The 17573-nt window shown below is 68.2% G+C and carries 21 protein-coding genes; 17 read left to right on the top strand and 4 right to left on the bottom strand.

Features of this window, described 5'->3' with window-relative positions:
• The first annotated feature begins 525 nt into the window (after positions 1-525).
• The 4 genes from AC07PU_RS35725 to AC07PU_RS35740 are packed head-to-tail and all read left to right on the top strand — an operon-like array spanning position 526 to position 3735.
• Positions 526-1590: an RluA family pseudouridine synthase gene (locus AC07PU_RS35725; RefSeq protein ID WP_495322855.1), complete on the top strand. Its 1065-nt coding sequence runs from the start codon at positions 526-528 to the stop codon at positions 1588-1590.
• The gene (locus tag AC07PU_RS35730; protein ID WP_495322856.1) at positions 1583-2263 is read left to right on the top strand and encodes an HAD family hydrolase; all 681 of its coding nucleotides are present in this window, start codon (positions 1583-1585) and stop codon (positions 2261-2263) included. Before AC07PU_RS35725 ends, AC07PU_RS35730 begins: the two co-directional genes overlap by 8 nt.
• 17 nt (positions 2264-2280) lie before the next feature.
• Entirely contained in the window at positions 2281-2649 is a 369-nt protein-coding gene (locus AC07PU_RS35735; RefSeq protein ID WP_093348647.1) for a Rieske (2Fe-2S) protein, read from the top strand.
• 42 nt (positions 2650-2691) lie between these two features.
• Positions 2692-3735 (top strand): S49 family peptidase, encoded by a 1044-nt coding sequence (locus tag AC07PU_RS35740; protein WP_093348650.1) that lies wholly within the window; start codon positions 2692-2694, stop codon positions 3733-3735.
• A 7-nt stretch (positions 3736-3742) separates the two neighbouring features.
• Here the strand turns inward: AC07PU_RS35740 and AC07PU_RS35745 are convergent, their stop codons facing one another.
• The 3 genes from AC07PU_RS35745 to AC07PU_RS35755 are packed head-to-tail and all read right to left on the bottom strand — an operon-like array spanning position 3743 to position 6242.
• Entirely contained in the window at positions 3743-4897 is a 1155-nt protein-coding gene (locus tag AC07PU_RS35745; protein ID WP_495322858.1) for an MFS transporter, read from the bottom strand.
• Between the two features lie 2 nt (positions 4898-4899).
• Positions 4900-5664 (bottom strand): SAM-dependent methyltransferase, encoded by a 765-nt coding sequence (locus AC07PU_RS35750; protein ID WP_208513643.1) that lies wholly within the window; start codon positions 5662-5664, stop codon positions 4900-4902.
• A complete protein-coding gene (locus tag AC07PU_RS35755; RefSeq protein WP_296798591.1) occupies positions 5661-6242 on the bottom strand; it encodes a Maf family nucleotide pyrophosphatase in 582 nt (193 codons plus the stop codon). The genes AC07PU_RS35750 and AC07PU_RS35755 overlap by 4 nt, the downstream gene beginning before the upstream one ends.
• An 83-nt stretch (positions 6243-6325) precedes the next feature.
• On the opposite strand from AC07PU_RS35755, the gene AC07PU_RS35760 reads away from it, so the two are divergent.
• The 11 genes from AC07PU_RS35760 to AC07PU_RS35810 all read left to right on the top strand — a co-directional run bounded on the left by AC07PU_RS35760 (position 6326) and on the right by AC07PU_RS35810 (position 14731).
• Positions 6326-6886 carry a YceD family protein gene (locus AC07PU_RS35760; protein WP_495322859.1) on the top strand — a complete coding sequence of 187 codons (561 nt, stop codon included), beginning with the start codon at positions 6326-6328 and terminating at the stop codon, positions 6884-6886.
• A gap of 177 nt (positions 6887-7063) precedes the next feature.
• Positions 7064-7246 (top strand): 50S ribosomal protein L32, encoded by a 183-nt coding sequence (gene rpmF, locus AC07PU_RS35765; protein WP_057592299.1) that lies wholly within the window; start codon positions 7064-7066, stop codon positions 7244-7246.
• Positions 7247-7307: 61 nt separating this feature from the next.
• Positions 7308-8396 (top strand): phosphate acyltransferase PlsX, encoded by a 1089-nt coding sequence (gene plsX, locus AC07PU_RS35770; protein WP_208513645.1) that lies wholly within the window; start codon positions 7308-7310, stop codon positions 8394-8396.
• 12 nt (positions 8397-8408) lie between these two features.
• Positions 8409-9386, top strand: coding sequence for a beta-ketoacyl-ACP synthase III (locus tag AC07PU_RS35775; RefSeq protein ID WP_093348663.1), 978 nt, complete (start codon positions 8409-8411; stop codon positions 9384-9386).
• Between the two features lie 62 nt (positions 9387-9448).
• Positions 9449-10402, top strand: coding sequence for an ACP S-malonyltransferase (gene fabD / locus AC07PU_RS35780; protein WP_495322860.1), 954 nt, complete (start codon positions 9449-9451; stop codon positions 10400-10402).
• Between the two features lie 32 nt (positions 10403-10434).
• A complete protein-coding gene (fabG, locus tag AC07PU_RS35785; protein WP_057592295.1) occupies positions 10435-11178 on the top strand; it encodes a 3-oxoacyl-ACP reductase FabG in 744 nt (247 codons plus the stop codon).
• A 100-nt stretch (positions 11179-11278) separates the two neighbouring features.
• Positions 11279-11518: an acyl carrier protein gene (acpP, locus tag AC07PU_RS35790; RefSeq protein ID WP_007830471.1), complete on the top strand. Its 240-nt coding sequence runs from the start codon at positions 11279-11281 to the stop codon at positions 11516-11518.
• Between the two features lie 99 nt (positions 11519-11617).
• Positions 11618-12862 carry a beta-ketoacyl-ACP synthase II gene (gene fabF / locus AC07PU_RS35795; RefSeq protein ID WP_495322861.1) on the top strand — a complete coding sequence of 415 codons (1245 nt, stop codon included), beginning with the start codon at positions 11618-11620 and terminating at the stop codon, positions 12860-12862.
• 79 nt (positions 12863-12941) lie between these two features.
• A complete protein-coding gene (locus AC07PU_RS35800; RefSeq protein ID WP_495322862.1) occupies positions 12942-13373 on the top strand; it encodes a hypothetical protein in 432 nt (143 codons plus the stop codon).
• A 13-nt stretch (positions 13374-13386) separates the two neighbouring features.
• Positions 13387-14058: an RNA polymerase sigma factor RpoE gene (gene rpoE, locus AC07PU_RS35805; protein ID WP_093348670.1), complete on the top strand. Its 672-nt coding sequence runs from the start codon at positions 13387-13389 to the stop codon at positions 14056-14058.
• Positions 14059-14077: 19 nt separating this feature from the next.
• Entirely contained in the window at positions 14078-14731 is a 654-nt protein-coding gene (locus tag AC07PU_RS35810) for a sigma-E factor negative regulatory protein (protein WP_495322863.1), read from the top strand.
• A gap of 36 nt (positions 14732-14767) precedes the next feature.
• Here the strand turns inward: AC07PU_RS35810 and AC07PU_RS35815 are convergent, their stop codons facing one another.
• The gene (locus AC07PU_RS35815; protein WP_256222762.1) at positions 14768-14920 is read right to left on the bottom strand and encodes a hypothetical protein; all 153 of its coding nucleotides are present in this window, start codon (positions 14918-14920) and stop codon (positions 14768-14770) included.
• Here AC07PU_RS35815 and AC07PU_RS35820 point away from each other — a divergent pair.
• Positions 14910-15836, top strand: a complete 927-nt coding sequence (locus tag AC07PU_RS35820) for a MucB/RseB C-terminal domain-containing protein (protein ID WP_495322864.1) — start codon at positions 14910-14912, stop codon at positions 15834-15836. The two genes, AC07PU_RS35815 and AC07PU_RS35820, sit on opposite strands and share 11 nt — an antisense overlap.
• Before the next feature lie 98 nt (positions 15837-15934).
• Entirely contained in the window at positions 15935-17422 is a 1488-nt protein-coding gene (locus AC07PU_RS35825) for a DegQ family serine endoprotease (protein ID WP_495322865.1), read from the top strand.
• Positions 17423-17573 lie beyond the last annotated feature (151 nt).

A 17573-nucleotide genomic window follows, 5' to 3' on the forward strand; every position in this document is an offset into this window, starting at 1 on the left:
CCTGGAGGGCCAACGATGCACGGACGACGCCCGCGAAACTTGGGGAATTGCCGCTTGGCTCCGGATGCTGGGTGCCGCGGCGCGCGAGCGCGAGCGGCCGTCTCGAGCGTCAGCTCGGTGACGACAGCCGGAGTGGGGGCGCGTGGATGGGGGCGAGCCCTTCGTGGTGCTGAGAGGCTGTCTTTTTGACAGCCCGTTGCGCAGGGGTGGCGCGCGGTTCTGGCGATTCGATGCCCGAGGCCGCTGGTCGGGACCAGGTCAGCCAGCGCAGGCATATTTGAATCAGCAGCATCAGCACAAAGGGACTCGCTTCGATCCGCCGGCAGCTGGAGGCTGCAGGCTGGTATTCCGTATCGGTGTTTCGTGGGTGTCGGCTTGACTTGGGCGTCTGGCCTGCCACTTTGCGCAGTTGCGCGGGGTTTGCAGGCTCGTCGCCAAAGCGGCATCGACCTCGCAGCGCCGCCGGGGTGTTTGACAGCAGTGCTCTAAACTTCTGTCTAATCAAGCACTTACACGACCGCGCTGGTGAAAAACATTATAGGTGCGAAGCAAGCCCCCGCGGCTAAGGAGTTTGCCGGAGAGCCGGCGGCCATCCGCTTCCTCACGATCGACGCCGAGTCGGCCGGGCAGCGCCTCGACAACTTCCTCTTCCGCCATCTGAAAGGCGTGCCGAAGACCCACGTCTACCGGATCATCCGGTCGGGCGAGGTGCGCATCAACAAGGGACGGGTGCAGGCCGAGACCCGCGTCGAGACCGGCGACGTGGTGCGGCTGCCGCCGATCCGCGTGGCCGAACGCGCCGAGGAGGCCGCGAGCGCCGCGCCAGCGCGCGAATTCCCGCTGCTGCTCGAGGACGAGGCCGTGCTGGCCGTCGACAAGCCCGCCGGCGTGGCGGTGCATGGCGGCAGCGGCGTGAGCTTCGGCGTGATCGAGCAACTGCGTACCGCGCGCCCGGGCGCGAAATTCCTCGAGCTGGTGCACCGGCTCGACCGCGAGACCTCGGGCATCCTGCTGGTCGCCAAGAAGCGCAGCGCGCTGGTGGCGCTGCAGGAGCAGTTCCGCGAGCGCGAGACCGGCAAGACCTACCTGGCGCTGGTCGAGGGCGCCTGGCCCGCCAACAAGAAGGTGCTCGACGCGCCGCTCGCCAAGTACCTGCTGCCCGACGGCGGGGCCGGTGCCGGCGAGCGCCGCGTGCGCGTGGTGGCCAAGGACCATCCCGACGCGATGCGCGCCGTGACGCTGGTGCGCCCGTTGGCCACGCTGTCGCTGCCCGGCGATGCCACGCCGATGTCATTGCTCGCCGTCACCATCAAGACCGGCCGCACGCACCAGATCCGCGTTCACCTGGCGTCGGCCGGCCATCCGATCGCCGGCGACGACAAGTACGGCGAATCCGAGCGCCGGCGCGCGCTGCAGAAGCTGGGCCTCAAGCGCATGTTCCTCCACGCCTGGCGACTGCAGTTCAACCATCCCGCCACCGGCGAGCGTGTCGCGCTGCAGGCCGAGCTGCCGCCCGAATTGCGCTCGCTGATGCCGCCCGCCGCGCTCGACGCGATGACGCTACACCCCACGCCCACGACCCATGACTGACTCTGCAGACAACGCCCGTCCCCTGCGCTTCGACCTGATCGCCTTCGACTGGGACGGCACCCTCTACGACTCCACGCGGCTGATCGTGCGCTGCATCCAGGCAGCGGTGGTCGACGTCGGCGGCGCCAAGCCCAGCGAGGACGATGCCGCCTGGGTCATCGGCCTGGGGCTGGCCGAGGCGCTGGCGCGCGCCGCGCCCGACGTGCCGAAGGAGAAGTACCCCGAGCTCGGCGCCCGCTACCGCTATCACTACCTGCAGCACCAGGACGACATCGTGCTGTTCGGCGGCGTGCTGCCGATGCTCGACGCGCTGCGCGCGCGCGGCCACAAGCTGGCCGTGGCCACGGGCAAGTCGCGCCGCGGGCTCAACGAGGCGCTCAAGACGGTGGCGCTGCGCGACCGCTTCGACGCCTCGCGCACCGCCGACGAGACCTTCGGCAAGCCGCATCCGCGCATGCTGCTCGAACTGATGGAGGAGCTCGAGGTGGCCCCCGAGCGCACGCTGATGATCGGCGACACCACGCACGACCTGCAGCTGGCGGTGAACGCGGGCTGCGCCAGCGTCGGCGTGAGCTACGGCGCGCACGAGCCCGACAGCTTCGCCGAGTTCAAGCCGCTGCACATCGCGCATTCGATCGCCGACCTCGAGGCCTGGCTGCTGGGCAACGCCTGACACGACAATCGCCTGCCATGAGCGAAGACAGCATTCCCCTGTGCAATGGCGCCGACCTGGTGGAGGGCAGCCAGGCCGTGCCTTTCGACGTGGTCTACGGTGGCGAGACCTGCCGCGCCTTCGCGGTGCGCTTCGAGGGCCAGCCGCACGCCTACCTCAACCGCTGCAGCCACGTGGCGATGGAAATGGACTTCCAGCCCGACCGCTTCTTCGACGACACCGGCCAGTGGCTGCTGTGCGCCACCCACGGCGCCGTGTACCGGCCCGACACCGGCGAATGCGCGGGCGGGCCGTGCCGCGGCGGCCTCGTGAAGATCGCGCTGAGCGAGCGCGACGGCGTGGTGCACTGGCATACTGCCTGGAACCTTCAACCCCTCAACTTCTAGCAAGCGCCGCGCTTTGCGACTGCCTGTTCGCCTGCCGCTTCCATGAACGACCAGAACCGCACCGATCCCCACGGTTTCGAGCCTTTCGAGCCGGCCCCGCCTTCTCTTTCGTCTTCGCCCGATCCCCAACGCACCATGTCCAACGATCCCACTCAGCGTCCCGGCTGGGAGCGCGCCACGCTCGAGAAGCTGGCTTTCGCGGCCCTCAACGAGCAGAAGTCCACGCGGCGCTGGAAGACCTTCACGCGGCTGGCCTGGCTGGCCTTCTTCATCTTCCTGGCCTGGTTCGCGCTGTCGCGCGGCGCGCCGAGCACCGCCAAGACCACGGCCCACACCGCGGTGGTCGAGATCAAGGGCGAGATCGCCAATGGCGGCGACGCCAGCGCCGAGTTCGTCGTGGCGGCCATGAAGTCCGCCTTCGAGGACGACGGCGCCAAGGGCGTGGTGCTGCTGATCAACTCGCCGGGCGGCAGCCCGGTGCAGGCCGGCATCATCAACGACGAGATCAAGCGCCTGAAGGCCAAGCACAAGAAGCCGGTCTATGCCGTGGTCGAGGAAACCTGCGCCTCGGCGGCCTACTACATCGCGGCCGGCGCCGACAAGATCTACGTCGACAAGGCCAGCATCGTGGGCAGCATCGGCGTGCTGATGGACGGCTTCGGCTTCACCGGCGCGATGGAGAAGGTCGGCGTCGAACGCCGCCTGCTGACCTCGGGCGAGAACAAGGGCTTCCTCGATCCCTTCAGCCCGATGAACGACGCGCAGCGCGAACACGCGCAGAAGATGCTCGACCAGATCCACGAGCAGTTCATCAACGTGGTGAAGACCGGCCGCGGCGACCGCCTCAAGCTCGACACCCCGGGCCTGTTCAGCGGCCTGTTCTGGAGCGGCGAGCAGGCCGTGAGCTACGGCCTGGCCGACCAGCTCGGCAACGTCGACTACGTGGCGCGCGAGGTGATCAAGGCCGAGGAAGTCATCGACTACACCCGCCGCGACAACGTGGCCGAGAAGCTGGCCAAGAAGTTCGGCGCCGCCATGGGCGACGCCACGATCCGTTCGCTGAAGTCGGTGCCCGCGCTGCGCTGAGGCGCGGTCAGTCGCCGCGCATGCCGGCCGCGGCGTAACGCGCCGAGGCCGCCAGCGCGACCGCGAACACCACCACCACGTAGAGCGCCGCCGTCAGCGAGGTGGCGCGCGCGATCAGCCCGATGACCGCCGGGCCCGCCATGAACCCCAGATAGGCGATCGCCGAGACGGCCGCGATGCCGCGCGCCGGCTCCACGCCCGGCACTTTGGCCGAGGCCGCGAACAGGATCGGCACCACGTTCGCGAAGCCGATGCCCACGCCCGCGAAACCCACCAGCGCGAGCCAGGGCCAGTCGGTGAGCAGCACCAGCGCCATCGCCGCCGCCGCCAGCAGGCCGCTGCCGCGCAGCAGCACCGCGGGCGCGAACCGGGCGCGCAGCGCATCGCCACCGAAGCGCGCCGCCGCCATGGCGGCCGAGAAGCTCGCGTAGGCGAGGGCGGCCTGTTGCTGCGGACTGCCCAGTTCCTGCTGCAGATAGAGCACGCTCCAGTCGTAGATGGCGCCTTCGGCGATCAGCCCCAGCGCCGCGAGCACGCCCAGCACCGCCAGCGCGCCGCGCGGCAGGCGAAAGCCGTGATCGGCCTCGGTGGCGCCGGCGGCCGCGGGCGGCTTCGGCAGCATGCGCGTGGCCGACAGCGCGACCAGCGCCACCATCGCCGCCGACACCAGCAGCAGGTGCGCCTGCGGGGCGAGCCCGGCCGCGAGCGCCGCGCTGCCGCTGGCCGCGCCGGCCATGCCGCCGAGGCTGAACATGCCGTGCATGCCGCTCATCAGCGGCTTGCCGCCGTGCAGCTCGAGCTGCGCGGCCTCGGTGTTGATCGCCACGTCGAACACGCTGGTGACGAGGCCGAACACCGCCAGCAGGCCCAGCAGGGCGGCATAGCCGGGCATCGCGATCAGGCCGCAGAGCAGCAGCGCGTAGACGCAGCCGCACAGCGCGGCCATGCGCCGTGGTCCGTGGCGGCCGATCCAGCGGCCGGCGCTGGTCAGGCCGTACATCGCGCCGGCGCCGGCCGCGAGCATGGCGAGGCCGAGCTGGGCCTCGTCGATGCCGTAGTGCCCCTTGACCGTGGGCACGTGCACGCCCCAGGTCGCGAAGATGAAGCCCGAGGCGAAGAATTGCGCGCGCGAGGCCCAGCGCGTGGCCGCAGTCACGACCATCGTCAGCGCCCGATCGCGAACACGGCGGGCAGGCGTTCGTCGACGCCGGCCGGCGGCTTGTTGGCGCGCCAGCCCTTGATCGTCTCGCTGCGCAGGTTCGCCTCGGCCAGCGTGAGGCCGCGAGCGACCGCCAGCCGCGTGTTGTGCTGCAGCGTCTGCACCAGCGCCTGCAGGAGGGCGGCGTTGCGGTAGGGCGTTTCGATGAACAACTGGGTCTGCCCCGTCTTGAGGGCCAGCGCCTCGAGTTCGCGGATGCGGCGCTGGCGCTCGTCGGCGTCCTGCGGCAGGTAGCCGACGAAGGCGAAGTTCTGGCCATTGAGGCCGCTGGCGGCCAGCGCCAGCAGCAGCGAGACCGGGCCGATCAGCGGCACCACCGTGATGCCCAGGTCGTGCGCCGCGCGGGCCACCGACGAGCCCGGATCGGCCACGGCCGGCATGCCGGCTTCGCTGAGCAGGCCGATGTCGTGGCCTTCGAGCGCGGCGGCCAGCAGCGGGCGGGCGTCGAACTGGCCGGCGTGGTCGCCTTTCTTGTGCACTTCGCGCGGCAGTTCCTGGATCGCCTGCGCCTGCAGCGGCGCCGCCAGCGGTGCCACGGCGTCGATGCGCTTGAGGTAGGCGCGCGCGGACTTGGCGTTCTCGCAGATCCAGTGCGTGATGCCGGCGGCGGTCTGCAGCGTGCCGAGCGGCAGCGCGTCCTGCAGCGGGGCCTGGGTGTCGCAGCCGAAATCGAGCGGCGCCGGCACGAGGTAGAGCTTGCCGCGGCTCACAGCAGGTCGATCCCGGCGGCGCGCAGCATGCGGGCGGTGCGGATCAGCGGCAGGCCCACCAGGGCGCTGGGATCGTCGCTGTCGATGGCCTCGAGCAGCGCGATGCCCAGGCCTTCGCTCTTGGCGCTGCCCGCGCAGTCGTAGGGCTGCTCGGCCAGCAGGTACTGCTCGATCGCGGCGTCGCTGAGCTCGCGGAACACCACGCGCACAGGGGCCAGGTCGCGCTGGACGAAGCCGGTCGCCTGGCAGACGACCGCCACCGCGGTCTGGAAGATCAGCGTCTGGCCGCGCATGCGCCGCAGCTGGGCGGTGGCGCGCGCATGGTCGCCGGGCTTGCCGAGCGCTTCGCCGGCCAGGTCGGCCACCTGGTCGGAGCCGATCACCACGGCGTCGGGGAAGCGGGCGGCCACGGCGTTGGCTTTCTCGAGCGCGAGCCGGTGGGCCAGGGCCTGCGGTGTTTCGCCGGCCAGCGGCGTTTCATCGACTTCGGGCGCATGCACCTCGAAGGGCAGGCGCAGGCGGGTGAGCAGCTCGCGGCGGTAGCGCGAGGTGGAGGCGAGGATCACGGTGCGTTGCATGCGGCGATTGTGAGGGAGGCCCAACAACCCCTTCGGGGTCGGCCCGACGGGAAAGCCGGCGTCGGCGCGCTAGACTGGGACGGATGAAGAGAGAATTTGCCCCCGGCCGACTCGATGTCGCCGGTTTTGCCGCCGCGGCGGCCACCCTGTCCGCCGACGATCCGGTGCGCAACTACACCCGGCTGGTCGACGAGATGGCGGCCGAGGCTCCCTCCGATGCCGTGGTGCATTGGGAGGCCGATGGCGAGCAGCGCGTCGGCGCGGACGGCCGCGAAGAACCCTGGCTGCACCTGACGGCCGAGGCCACCGTGCCACTGGTCTGCCAGCGCTGCCTGTCGCCGGTCGACACACCGGTGCAGGTCGACCGCTGGTTCCGCTTCGTGGCCGATGAAGAAACCGCGGCGGTTCAGGACGAGGAGTCCGAGGAGGACCTGCTGGTCGCGAGCCGCGATTTCGACCTGCACGCGCTGATCGAGGACGAGCTGCTGATGGAAATCCCGGTCATGCCGGTCCACGACGTGTGCCCGGCGCCGGTCCAGCTCTCGGCCGTCGATCCGGATTTCGAGTCGCCCGACAAGGAGCGCGAGAACCCCTTCGCCGTGCTGGGTGCGTTGCGTTCGCGCAAGCCCGGACAGGCCGACTAGCCCCATCCGGGCAGTCTGGGCTATAATCATGGGCTTCGCGCGCGCCGCCGTACGCAGCAGTGCAGATTTTGGAAAAGACTTTCGAGGCTTTCGGAATCTGGGCATGTCCTTCATGCCGCCTCACTGCTACAGCCTGAGCCCGCATCCTCTCACCCACCTTACCGTCCAGGAGCCATCATGGCCGTCCAGCAAAACAAGAAGTCGCCTTCCAAGCGCGGCATGCACCGTTCCCACAATGCCCTGGGCGTGCCCGGCATCGCCGTCGAGCCGACCACCGGCGAAACGCATCTGCGTCACCACATCAGCCCCAACGGTTTCTACCGCGGCCGTCAGGTGCTCAAGAACAAGTCCGAAGCCTGATTTCGCACTCCAAGGCCAAGGCCCGAAGCTACTTTTTTTGTAGCATCGGGCCTTTGTTTTGATGGCTACGCCTTCTTCTTCCCCGGCTTCCACTGCTGCGCCTTCGGCAATCACGCTCGCCGTCGATTGCATGGGGGGCGACCATGGCCCGCGCGTCACGCTCGCGGCCTGCCGTGCTTTTCTCGAGCGCCATCCCGAGGCCTCGCTGTTGCTGGTCGGCGCGCCCGATGCGCTGGCTGGCTTTGCCGCGCATCCTCGCGCCCGGATCGTTCCGGCCAGCGAAGTGGTCGGCATGGACGATCCGATCGAGATCGCGCTGCGCAAGAAGAAAGACTCGTCGATGCGGGTCGCGATCCAGCAGGTGAAGGATGGCGCGGCGCAGGCCGCGATTTCCGCCGGCAACACCGGCGCGCTGATGGCCATTGCGCGCTACCTGCTCAAGACGCTCGACGGCATCGACCGGCCCGCCATTGCGCCCCAGCTACCGAACGCGAAGGGTGGCGCCACGACGGTGCTTGACCTTGGCGCCAACGTGGATTGCGACGCCGAGGACCTGCTCCAGTTCGCCGTGCTCGGCTCGGCACTGGTGTCGGCGCTGACCGGCAACGAATCGCCTTCGGTCGGTTTGCTCAACGTGGGCGAGGAAGCGATCAAGGGCAGCGAAACGATCAAAAAGGCCAGCCAACTGCTGCGTACGGCCGCCAATTCCAAAGACTTGAACTTCTACGGCAACGTGGAAGGCAACGACATCTTCAAGGGCACGACCGACATCGTGGTCTGCGACGGTTTCGTCGGCAATGTGGCGTTGAAGGCCAGCGAGGGCGTGGCTTCGATGATCGGCGAGTTCATTCGCGTCGAGTTCTCGCGAAGCATCTTCACGAAGATTGCTGCCATCGTGGCTTATCCGGTCCTAAAAGCGTTCAAGAATAGGTTGGATCATCGCCGCTACAACGGCGCTGCGCTGCTGGGCCTGCGTGGACTGGTTTTCAAGAGCCACGGTTCGGCCGACGAGACGGCTTTCGGCCATGCGCTGGATCGCGCTTATGATGCCGCTCGCAACAACCTGCTCGACCGCGTTCGGGCCCGTATCGCCCACGCCGCGCCTTTGCTTGCGCGGCAGGAATCGGCGGCGACGGCCGACGCGGTCTAGCTTCACGTTTTGATGAGCCCATATTCACGCATCACCGGCACCGGCAGCTATCTGCCGCCGCGCCGGGTGACCAACGACGATCTCGCCAAGGAACTGGCGGCGCGCGGCATCGAGACCTCCGATCAGTGGATCGTCGAGCGCACCGGCATCCATGCGCGCCATTTCGCGGCGCCCGACGTGGGCAGCAGCGACCTGGGCCTGCATGCCGCCCGCCACGCCCTCGAGGCGGCGGGGCGCAAGGCCAGCGATGTCGACCTGATCATCGTGGCCACCTCGACCCCCGACATGGTGTTCCCCTCGTCGGCGGCCATCCTCCAGAACAAGCTCGGCATCGCCGGCTGCCCGGCTTTCGACGTGCAGGCCGTGTGCAGCGGCTTCGTCTATGCGCTGACCGTGGCCGACGCCATGATCCGCACCGGCAGCGCACGCTGCGCGCTGGTGATCGGCGCCGAGGTGTTCTCGCGCATCCTCGATTTCAACGACCGCACCACCTGCGTGCTGTTCGGCGACGGCGCCGGCGCGGTGGTGCTGGAAGCCAGCGACGAGCCCGGCATCCTGGCGACCGACCTGCATGCGGACGGCAAGCACGTCGGGATTCTTTGCGTGCCCGGCCACGTGTCAGGCGGTAACGTGCTCGGCACGCCGCTGCTGCACATGGACGGCCAGGCGGTCTTCAAGCTCGCGGTGCGCGTGCTCGAGGAAGCCGCGCGCGCCACGCTGGCCAAGGCCGGCAAGACCGAGGCCGACATCGACTGGCTGATTCCGCACCAGGCCAACATCCGCATCATGGAAGGCACGGCCAAGAAGCTGAAGCTGCCGCGCGAGCGGTTGGTCGTCACCGTCAACGAGCACGGCAACACGTCCGCGGCCTCGATTCCGCTGGCGCTCGACGAAGCGGTGCGTTCCGGCAAGGTGAAGAAGGGTGAAACCCTCATGCTAGAAGGCGTGGGTGGCGGTTTCACCTGGGGCGCGGTGCTGCTGAATCTGTAGTAATTAGTGGGCGAGACAGCCGGTCCTGCCTAGGCGGGCCGCGCGACGTGACGCATACAACAATGAAATCCTTTGCTTTTGTCTTTCCGGGTCAGGGTTCGCAGGCGGTCGGCATGCTCGATGCCTGGGGCGATCACCCGGCCGTGGCCGAAACGCTGCGCGAAGCTTCCGAAGCGCTCGGCGAAGATCTCGGCGCGCTGATCAAGACCGGCCCAAAGGAAACGCTGGCGCTCACCACCAACACCCAGCCCGTGATGCTGGTGGCCGGTGTGGCCGCCTGGCGCGCCTGGCTGGCCGAAGGCGGCGCCACGCCGTCGGTGGTGGCCGGCCATTCGCTCGGCGAATATTCGGCACTGGTGGCATCGGGCGTGTTGACGCTCGCGCAGGCGGCGCCGCTGGTGCGCTTCCGTGCCCAGGCGATGCAACAGGCCGTGCCGGTCGGCACCGGCGCCATGGCCGCCATCCTCGGGATGGAGGCTGCCAAGGTCATCGCCAACTGCCAGGAAGTCACTGCCTCGTTCGGCGCCGGCAGTGCCGAAGTGGTGGAGGCCGTGAATTTCAACGACCCGATGCAGACCGTGATCGCGGGCAGCAAGGCGGCGGTCGAGAAGGCCTGCGAGACGCTGAAGGCCAACGGCGCCAAGCGCGCGCTGCCGCTGCCGGTGTCGGCGCCGTTCCACTCGAGTCTGATGAAGCCCGCGGCCGAGGCGCTGCGCGAGAAGCTGGCCTCGGTGCCGCTGGCCGCGCCGCAGATTCCGGTGCTCAACAACATCGACGTGGCGGTCGAGACCGATGCCGACCGCATCCGCGACGCACTCGTGCGCCAGGCCGCCGGCCCGGTTCGCTGGGTCGAAAGCGTGCAGGCCTTGAAACTGCGCGGTGTAGCCGCCATCATCGAGTGCGGTCCGGGCAAGGTGCTGGCCGGCATGGCCAAGCGCATCGCCCCCGAGCTCGAAGCCGCGTCGGTGTACGACCCGGCCACGCTCGCCGACGTTCGACAATCGCTCGCCGGCTGACCGGTGCCAGGCCCAGAGACCTCTTTCTTCTTATGAGCATTCCCAAATTCGAAGGGCAAGTCGCCCTGGTCACCGGCGCATCGCGCGGCATCGGCGCGGCCATCGCCCTGGAGCTCGCGCAGCGCGGCCTCAAGGTGGTCGGCACCGGCACCACGGAAGAGGGCGCGTCCAAGATCACCGCCATGCTCAGCGCCTACGACGGCCGCGGCCGTGCGCTGAACGTGAACGACGGCGCGGCCGTCGAGGCGCTGATCGACGAGATCGTGAAGGCCTACGGCGCGATCCACGTGCTGGTCAACAACGCCGGCATCACGCGCGACACGCTCGCGATGCGCATGAAGGACGACGACTGGGATGCGGTCCTCGACACCAACCTGAAGGCCGTCTTCGGCCTGTCGCGCGCCGTGATCCGCCCGATGATGAAGCAGCGCTACGGCCGCATCATCAGCATCACCAGCGTGGTCGGCGCCTCCGGCAATGCAGGCCAGGCCAACTACGCGGCCGCCAAGGCCGGCGTGGCCGGCATGACGCGCGCACTGGCGCGCGAGCTCGGCAGCCGCAACATCACGGTCAACTGCGTCGCCCCCGGTTTCATCGAGACCGACATGACGGCCAGCCTGCCCGAAGCGCAGCAGCAGGCGCTGCTGCAACAAATCCCGCTGGGCCATCTGGGCAAGCCCGCCGACATCGCGCATGCGGTGGCGTACCTCGCATCTCCCCAGGCCGCCTACGTGACGGGGCAGGAACTGCACGTCAACGGCGGCATGCACATGTAGCCGCAAGGCGCAAGCTTTTCGTCGTGCCGGGCCTGCGGGGAAGCTCGCAATCCGCCCGGCTAAAATCCACCGGTTACCTACAACCCTCAGAGGGAATCAAATGAGCGATATCGAAGCACGTGTCAAGAAAATCATCGCCGAGCAGCTCGGCGTGGAAGAGTCCCAAGTGACGAACGAAAAGGCTTTCGTGGCCGACCTCGGCGCTGACTCGCTCGACACGGTCGAACTCGTGATGGCACTCGAAGACGAATTCGGCATCGAGATCCCCGACGAAGACGCCGAAAAGATCACCACGGTGCAAAACGCCGTCGACTACGCCACCAAGAATCAAAAGGCCTGATCGGCCCCAACTGACGACACTGCGGCGGCCGGCGGCTTTCTTTCGGAACCGCATGCGCCGAGCGGCCGTCGTCCAGCGCTTCCAGAAAGGTTTGCCGGCATGACCAAACGCCGCGTCGTCGTGACCGGACTCGGTTGCATCGCTCCCGTCGGAAACACGGTGGCCGATTCCTGGGCCAACCTGTTGGCGGGAAATTCGGGCATCGCGAACATCACCGCGTTCGATGCGAGCGCCTTCGCCTGCAAATTCGCGGGCGAGGTGAAGGGTTTCGACATTGCCCAATACATCTCCGAGAAGGAAGCGCGCCACATGGACCGCTTCATCCATCTCGGGATGGCCGCCGCGATCCAGGCGGTGCAGGACAGCGGGCTCAAGACCGGTGAGGAACTCCCGTACGAGGAAGCGGTCCGCATCGGCTGCAACATCGGTTCGGGCATCGGCGGCCTGCCGATGATCGAAGCCACGCACGGCGAGCTGGTGAACCGCGGCCCGCGCCGCGTGTCGCCGTTCTTCGTGCCGGCGTCGATCATCAACATGATCTCGGGCCACGTGTCGATCAAGTACGGCTTCAAGGGCCCGAACATCGCCGTGGTCACCGCCTGCACCACCGGCCTGCATGCCATCGGCACCTCGGCGCGCATGATCGAGTACGGCGACGCCGACGTGATGATCGCGGGCGGCGCCGAGTCGACCATCTCTCCGCTCGGCATCGGTGGCTTCACCGCGCCGCGCGCGCTCAGCACGCGCAACGACGATCCCGCCACGGCCTCGCGCCCGTGGGACAAGGATCGCGACGGTTTCGTGCTCGGCGAGGGTGCGGGCGTGGTCGTGCTCGAGGAGTACGAACATGCCAAGGCACGCGGCGCCAAGATCTACGCCGAAGTCGCGGGCTTCGGCCTGACGGGCGATGCGTACCACATGACGGCGCCCGACGTCGACGGCCCGCGTCGTTCGATGGTCATGGCGCTCGCCAATGCGGGCGTCAACCCCGACCAGGTGCAGTACCTCAATGCGCACGGCACCTCGACGCAGCTCGGCGACCTCAACGAGACGAATGCGATCAAGAACGCCTTCGGCGACCATGCGAAGAAGCTGCTCGTGAATTCGACCAAGTCCATGACCGGCCACCTGCTGGGCGGCGCGGGCGGCATCGAATCGGTGTTCACGGTGCTGGCCCTGCATCACCAGAAGAGCCCGCCGACGATCAACATCTTCAACCAGGATCCGGAGTGCGATCTCGACTACTGCGCCAACGAGGCGCGCGATCTGAAGATCGATGTCGCGGTCAAGAACAACTTCGGCTTCGGCGGCACCAACGGCACGCTGGTGTTCAAGCGCGCTTGAGTCTTCATCTCCCATGCACGGCGCACCGTCGGTGACCTACCCGGTGGGGCGCTCGCGTGGCGCAGCCCGCCTCCTGACCGTGGTCTGGGCACTCGGCGCGCTCTGCGCGGGTGCGTCCTGCTACTTTTTCGATAGCGTTGGCTGGCGCCATGCGCTGCTGCTGCTCAGCGTGCTGTTCGCGGGGGCGGCCGCCGGCATCGGCCTGCGCCGCGACGGCGCGGGCCTGCTTCATTTCGACGGCCAGTTCTGGTCGCTGGCGCCCGCGGCTTCCGATGCCGCGGATCCGGCGCGCTCGGTCCTGGCCGCGCGCGCCGTCGTCGCGCTCGACCTGCAATCGCTGCTGCTGCTGCGCCTGAGCGAGCCGGGCCGGCCGCATCGCTGGCTCTGGGTCGAGCGGCAGACGATGCCCGAGCGCTGGCGCGATCTGCGCCGTGCGGTATATTCGCGCCCCCCCGCTGCCGACACCGGCGGCGATGTCTGGCGCGCGACCGCACCCGCCGACGCACCCTGAAATCCCCCTCTCGATGACCACGTCCCCGCCGCCCGTGCCGCCGGATTCCGGCTTGACCGACGCCGCTGCGGCGCCGCGTCCGGGCGAGATCGACTTCCAGCTCGTGCAGCGCACGGTGGCGGGCGACCAGAAGGCCTTCGAGCTGCTGGTCATCAAGTACCAGCGCCGCATCGAGCGCCTGATCGGGCGCATGGTGCGCGATGTCGACCTGGTCGAGGACATCGCGCAGGAAACCTTCATCCGCGCCTATCGTGCACTGCACCAATTCCGCGGCGAGGCGCAGTTCTACACCTGGCTCTACCGGATCGCGGTGAACACCGCGAAGAAGGCGCTGGTCGACATGAAGCGCGACCCGACCATCTCGGAAAGCGCCCTGCGGCCTTCTTCCGAGGACGACGATGAAACTTACCGTCCGGGAAACGAACCAACCACCGACGAAACCCCCGAATCGGTCATGGCGGCCAACGAAATCGCGGCCGCGGTCGAGTCCGCCATGGAAGCGCTCCCCGCGGAGTTGCGCCAGGCAGTCACGCTGCGCGAGATCGAGGGCATGAGTTACGAAGAGATTGCCGAAGTCATGGATTGCCCTATCGGCACCGTGCGTTCGCGGATCTTCCGTGCGCGCGAGGCCATTTCGGCCAGGGTCAAACCGCTGCTCGACAACCAGTCGGGCAAGCGTTGGTAAGCAAAATCAGGTGAACGAAATGAATCAGACGATGACGGTTCGAGAACAGGTGTCGGCGCTCGCGGATGGTCATTTGCAGGGCGACGAGTTCGCGCAGGCCATCGACAAGGTCTGCGGCGACGAGGAATACCGCGCGGCGTGGCAGGCCTACCATGTGGTGGGCGACGTGCTGCGTTCGAGCGCCAACGTGGCGTGCAGCGACAGCAGCGCTTTCCTGGCCCGCTTCCAGCAGCGGCTGGCGGCCGAGCCGGTGTCGATCCGGCCCGTGGCGGCTGTTCCCGAGGCCCAGGTGGTGCCGCTTCAGCGTCGCGCTGACGCGGCCAACGAGCCGGTCTTCCGCTGGAAGCTGGTGGCCGGTGCCGCTTCGCTGGTGGCCGTGGCCGCCATCAGCTGGAGCTGGGTCGGCAGCGGTGTCGTCAACGGTCCGGCCGGTGCCCAACTGGCGCAGCAACAACCCGTGTCGGGCCCGGTGCTCGCATCGGCCGCCACCAACGGCACGCAGGGTTCGACGCTCACGCCCACGCGCGTGATCGTGGGCAACGGCAAGCCGCAGGTGATGCTGCGCGATCCGCGCCTGGACCAGTTGCTCGAGGCCCACCAGCAGGCGGGCGGCGCCTCGCAAATGCCTTCCGGTTTCCTGCGCAACGCGACCTTCGAAGGACCCACGCGCTGAGCGCGCGCCTCTGCCTCCTTCCCTGCCAATGACTGTTCAGATGCCGATCTCCGCACGCGCGTTCGTGCTCGTGCTTGCCGCTTTTTGCATCGCGCAGATCGCCTCCGCGCAGACCCGTTCCAGCGCGGCGAACACCCGGGGCGCGGCATCGGCCCAGGCGGCGGGCGAGCCGCCCGCCATGAGCGTCACCGAGTGGCTGCAGCGCATGCACGCGGGTGCGCGCCAGCGCAACTACGTCGGCACCTTCGTGGTGTCCGCGCCCGGCGGCGATCTGTCGAGTGCGCGCATCTGGCATGTGCGCGACGGCGAGCAGCAGATCGAGCGCATCGAGGCGCTGAGCGGTCCGCAGCGTTCGACCTTCCGCCGCAACCAGAGCGTCATGACCTTCCTGCCCGAAGCCAAGGTGGTGAAGGTCGAGAAGCGCGAGAACCTCGATCTCTTCCCCAATCTGCCCGACAAGCAGGATTCGTCGATCGGCGAGTTCTACGACGTGCGGCCCATTGGCAAGGACCGCGTGGCCGGCTTCGACGCCGACGTGGTGCAACTGACGCCGCACGACGGCCTGCGCTTCGGCTATCGCATCTGGAGCGAGCGCCGCACCGGGCTGGTCGTCAAGCTGCAGACGCTCGACGACCAGTCGCGCGTGGTCGAGCAATCGGCCTTCTCCGAGCTGCAGCTCGACGTGCCCGTGAAAGCCCAGGCCTTGGCGCAGATGATGGCCAACACCGCCGGCTATCGCATCGAGAAGCTCGAGCTCGAACGCACCAGCGCGCAGGACGAGGGCTGGACCCTGAGCGCACCGGTGGCCGGCTTCAAGCCGCGCAGCTTCTTCCGGCGGCCCGCCGCGAGCGGCGACAAGAACGCCGCGACGCAGGACCGCACCGTGCAATGGATCTTCTCCGATGGCCTCGCCTCGGTGTCGCTCTTCATCGAGCGTTACGACGCCAAGCGCGCACCGCGCGACGGCGTGCTGACCATCGGCGCGACCAATGCGATCCGCAGGCGCCTGCCCGAGCCGGCCAACGACTGGTGGCTCACGGCGGTGGGCGAAGTGCCGCAACAAACCCTGGACGCCTTCGCGCAGAGCCTCGCACGCACGCGTTGAAAAGAACATGTCCGACACCTTTCTCGCCCGATCCGGCGAGAAGCGGAAACTCTCAGTACCTGTTTCGAGTCGCAGCCGTTCTCTTTGAAAGACAATCGATGATGTTCAAGATCGAGGGACACAAGCTCCGTTCCGGCGTGTTCGCGTCCATGCTGGCGCTCACGGCCGGGTTGGCGTTCGTGCCGGCCGAGCCGGTGCAGGCGCAGACCGCCACCCGCACGCTGCCCGACTTCACCGACCTGGTCGACCAGGTCGGCCCGTCGGTGGTCAACATCCGCACCGTCGAGAAGGTGGCGCAGCGCAGCGGCAATGGCGGCGAGATGGACGAGGAGATGCAGGAGTTCTTCCGCCGCTTCTTCGGCCAGCCGATTCCCGGCGCTCCGCGCCAGGGGCCGCGCCCCAACCGCCCGCAGCCGCAGGAAGAAGAACGCCCGCGCGGCGTGGGCTCCGGTTTCATCCTGACGGCCGACGGCTACGTGATGACCAATGCGCACGTGGTCGAGGACGCCTCGGAGGTGATGGTCACGCTGCCCGACAAGCGCGAGTTCAAGGCCCGCATCGTCGGCGCCGACAAGCGCACCGACGTGGCGGTGGTGAAGATCGAGGCCACCGGCCTGCCGGCCGTGAAGGTCGGCGACATCTCCAAGCTGCGCGTGGGCGAATGGGTGATGGCCATCGGTTCGCCTTTCGGTCTCGAGAACACCGTCACCGCGGGCATCGTGAGCGCCAAGCAGCGCGACACCGGCGAGTACCTGCCGTTCATCCAGACCGACGTGGCGATCAACCCCGGCAACTCGGGCGGTCCGCTGATCAACATGCGTGGCGAGGTCGTCGGCATCAACAGCCAGATCTATTCGCGCTCGGGCGGCTTCATGGGCATCTCTTTCTCGATCCCGATCGACGAAGCGATCCGCGTGAGCGAGCAGCTGCGCACCTCGGGCCGCGTCTCGCGCGGACGCATCGGCGTGCAGATCGATCAGGTCACCAAGGACGTCGCCGAATCGATCGGCCTGGGCAAGGCGCAGGGCGCGCTGGTGCGCAGCGTCGAGGCCGGTTCGCCGGGCGAGAAGGCCGGCGTGGAGCCGGGCGACATCATCACCAAGTTCGACGGCAAGGCGATCGAGAAGCCGAGCGATCTGCCGCGCCTGGTGGGCAACACCAAGCCCGGCACCAAGAGCACGCTGACGGTGTTCCGCCGCGGCAGCTCGCGTGACCTGAGCGTGACCATCGCCGAGATCGAGCCCGACAAGCCGGCTAAGCGCGCCACCGACCGCGAGGAGCCGGCGCCCAAGCCGCAGGCTTCCGCCGCCGCCAAGTCGCTGGGCCTCGCGGTCAGTGACCTGAGCGATGCGCAGAAGAAGGAGCTCAAGCTCAAGGGCGGCGTGAAGGTCGACGCTTCGAACGAGGCCGCGGCGCGTGCCGGCCTGCGCGAGGGCGACATCATCCTGGCCGTGGGCAACATCGAGGTCTTGAACGCCCGCGAATTCGAGTCGGCCGTGGGCAAGGCCGACAAGAGCAAGCCGCTCAGCGTGCTGTTCCGGCGTGGCGAGTGGGCGCAGTACGCGCTCATCCGGCCCGCACGCTGATCCCGGCTGTGCCGTCAAGTGGCCCCACCCGTCAGTCGGGTTTGGGGCCATTTTTTTGAGCTGTTTGCGACGCTTCGGCGCGCCGCTCTAAAAAAATCTGCATCGGCCCCAAGCCAGCGATTTGTTAGTGTTTGCTGACTTAAGGAAGGGC

It is taken from the genome of Variovorax sp. GW821-FHT10D07 (assembly GCF_059415325.1).

Excerpts from the sequence above, each read along its gene's own strand:
- AC07PU_RS35775 (WP_093348663.1), top strand. The coding sequence starts at position 8,409 with ATGAGCCCATATTCACGCATCACCGGCACCGGCAGCTATCTGCCGCCG.
- AC07PU_RS35745 (WP_495322858.1), bottom strand. The coding sequence starts at position 4,897 with ATGGTCGTGACTGCGGCCACGCGCTGGGCCTCGCGCGCGCAATTCTTC.
- AC07PU_RS35820 (WP_495322864.1), top strand. The coding sequence starts at position 14,910 with ATGAGCGTCACCGAGTGGCTGCAGCGCATGCACGCGGGTGCGCGCCAG.
- AC07PU_RS35760 (WP_495322859.1), top strand. The coding sequence starts at position 6,326 with ATGAAGAGAGAATTTGCCCCCGGCCGACTCGATGTCGCCGGTTTTGCC.
- acpP (WP_007830471.1), top strand. The coding sequence starts at position 11,279 with ATGAGCGATATCGAAGCACGTGTCAAGAAAATCATCGCCGAGCAGCTC.
- AC07PU_RS35735 (WP_093348647.1), top strand. The coding sequence starts at position 2,281 with ATGAGCGAAGACAGCATTCCCCTGTGCAATGGCGCCGACCTGGTGGAG.
- fabD (WP_495322860.1), top strand. The coding sequence starts at position 9,449 with ATGAAATCCTTTGCTTTTGTCTTTCCGGGTCAGGGTTCGCAGGCGGTC.
- plsX (WP_208513645.1), top strand. The coding sequence starts at position 7,308 with ATGGCTACGCCTTCTTCTTCCCCGGCTTCCACTGCTGCGCCTTCGGCA.
- AC07PU_RS35810 (WP_495322863.1), top strand. The coding sequence starts at position 14,078 with ATGAATCAGACGATGACGGTTCGAGAACAGGTGTCGGCGCTCGCGGAT.
- rpmF (WP_057592299.1), top strand. The coding sequence starts at position 7,064 with ATGGCCGTCCAGCAAAACAAGAAGTCGCCTTCCAAGCGCGGCATGCAC.
- AC07PU_RS35730 (WP_495322856.1), top strand. The coding sequence starts at position 1,583 with ATGACTGACTCTGCAGACAACGCCCGTCCCCTGCGCTTCGACCTGATC.
- AC07PU_RS35740 (WP_093348650.1), top strand. The coding sequence starts at position 2,692 with ATGAACGACCAGAACCGCACCGATCCCCACGGTTTCGAGCCTTTCGAG.
- fabF (WP_495322861.1), top strand. The coding sequence starts at position 11,618 with ATGACCAAACGCCGCGTCGTCGTGACCGGACTCGGTTGCATCGCTCCC.
- fabG (WP_057592295.1), top strand. The coding sequence starts at position 10,435 with ATGAGCATTCCCAAATTCGAAGGGCAAGTCGCCCTGGTCACCGGCGCA.
- rpoE (WP_093348670.1), top strand. The coding sequence starts at position 13,387 with ATGACCACGTCCCCGCCGCCCGTGCCGCCGGATTCCGGCTTGACCGAC.
- AC07PU_RS35825 (WP_495322865.1), top strand. The coding sequence starts at position 15,935 with ATGATGTTCAAGATCGAGGGACACAAGCTCCGTTCCGGCGTGTTCGCG.
- AC07PU_RS35755 (WP_296798591.1), bottom strand. The coding sequence starts at position 6,242 with ATGCAACGCACCGTGATCCTCGCCTCCACCTCGCGCTACCGCCGCGAG.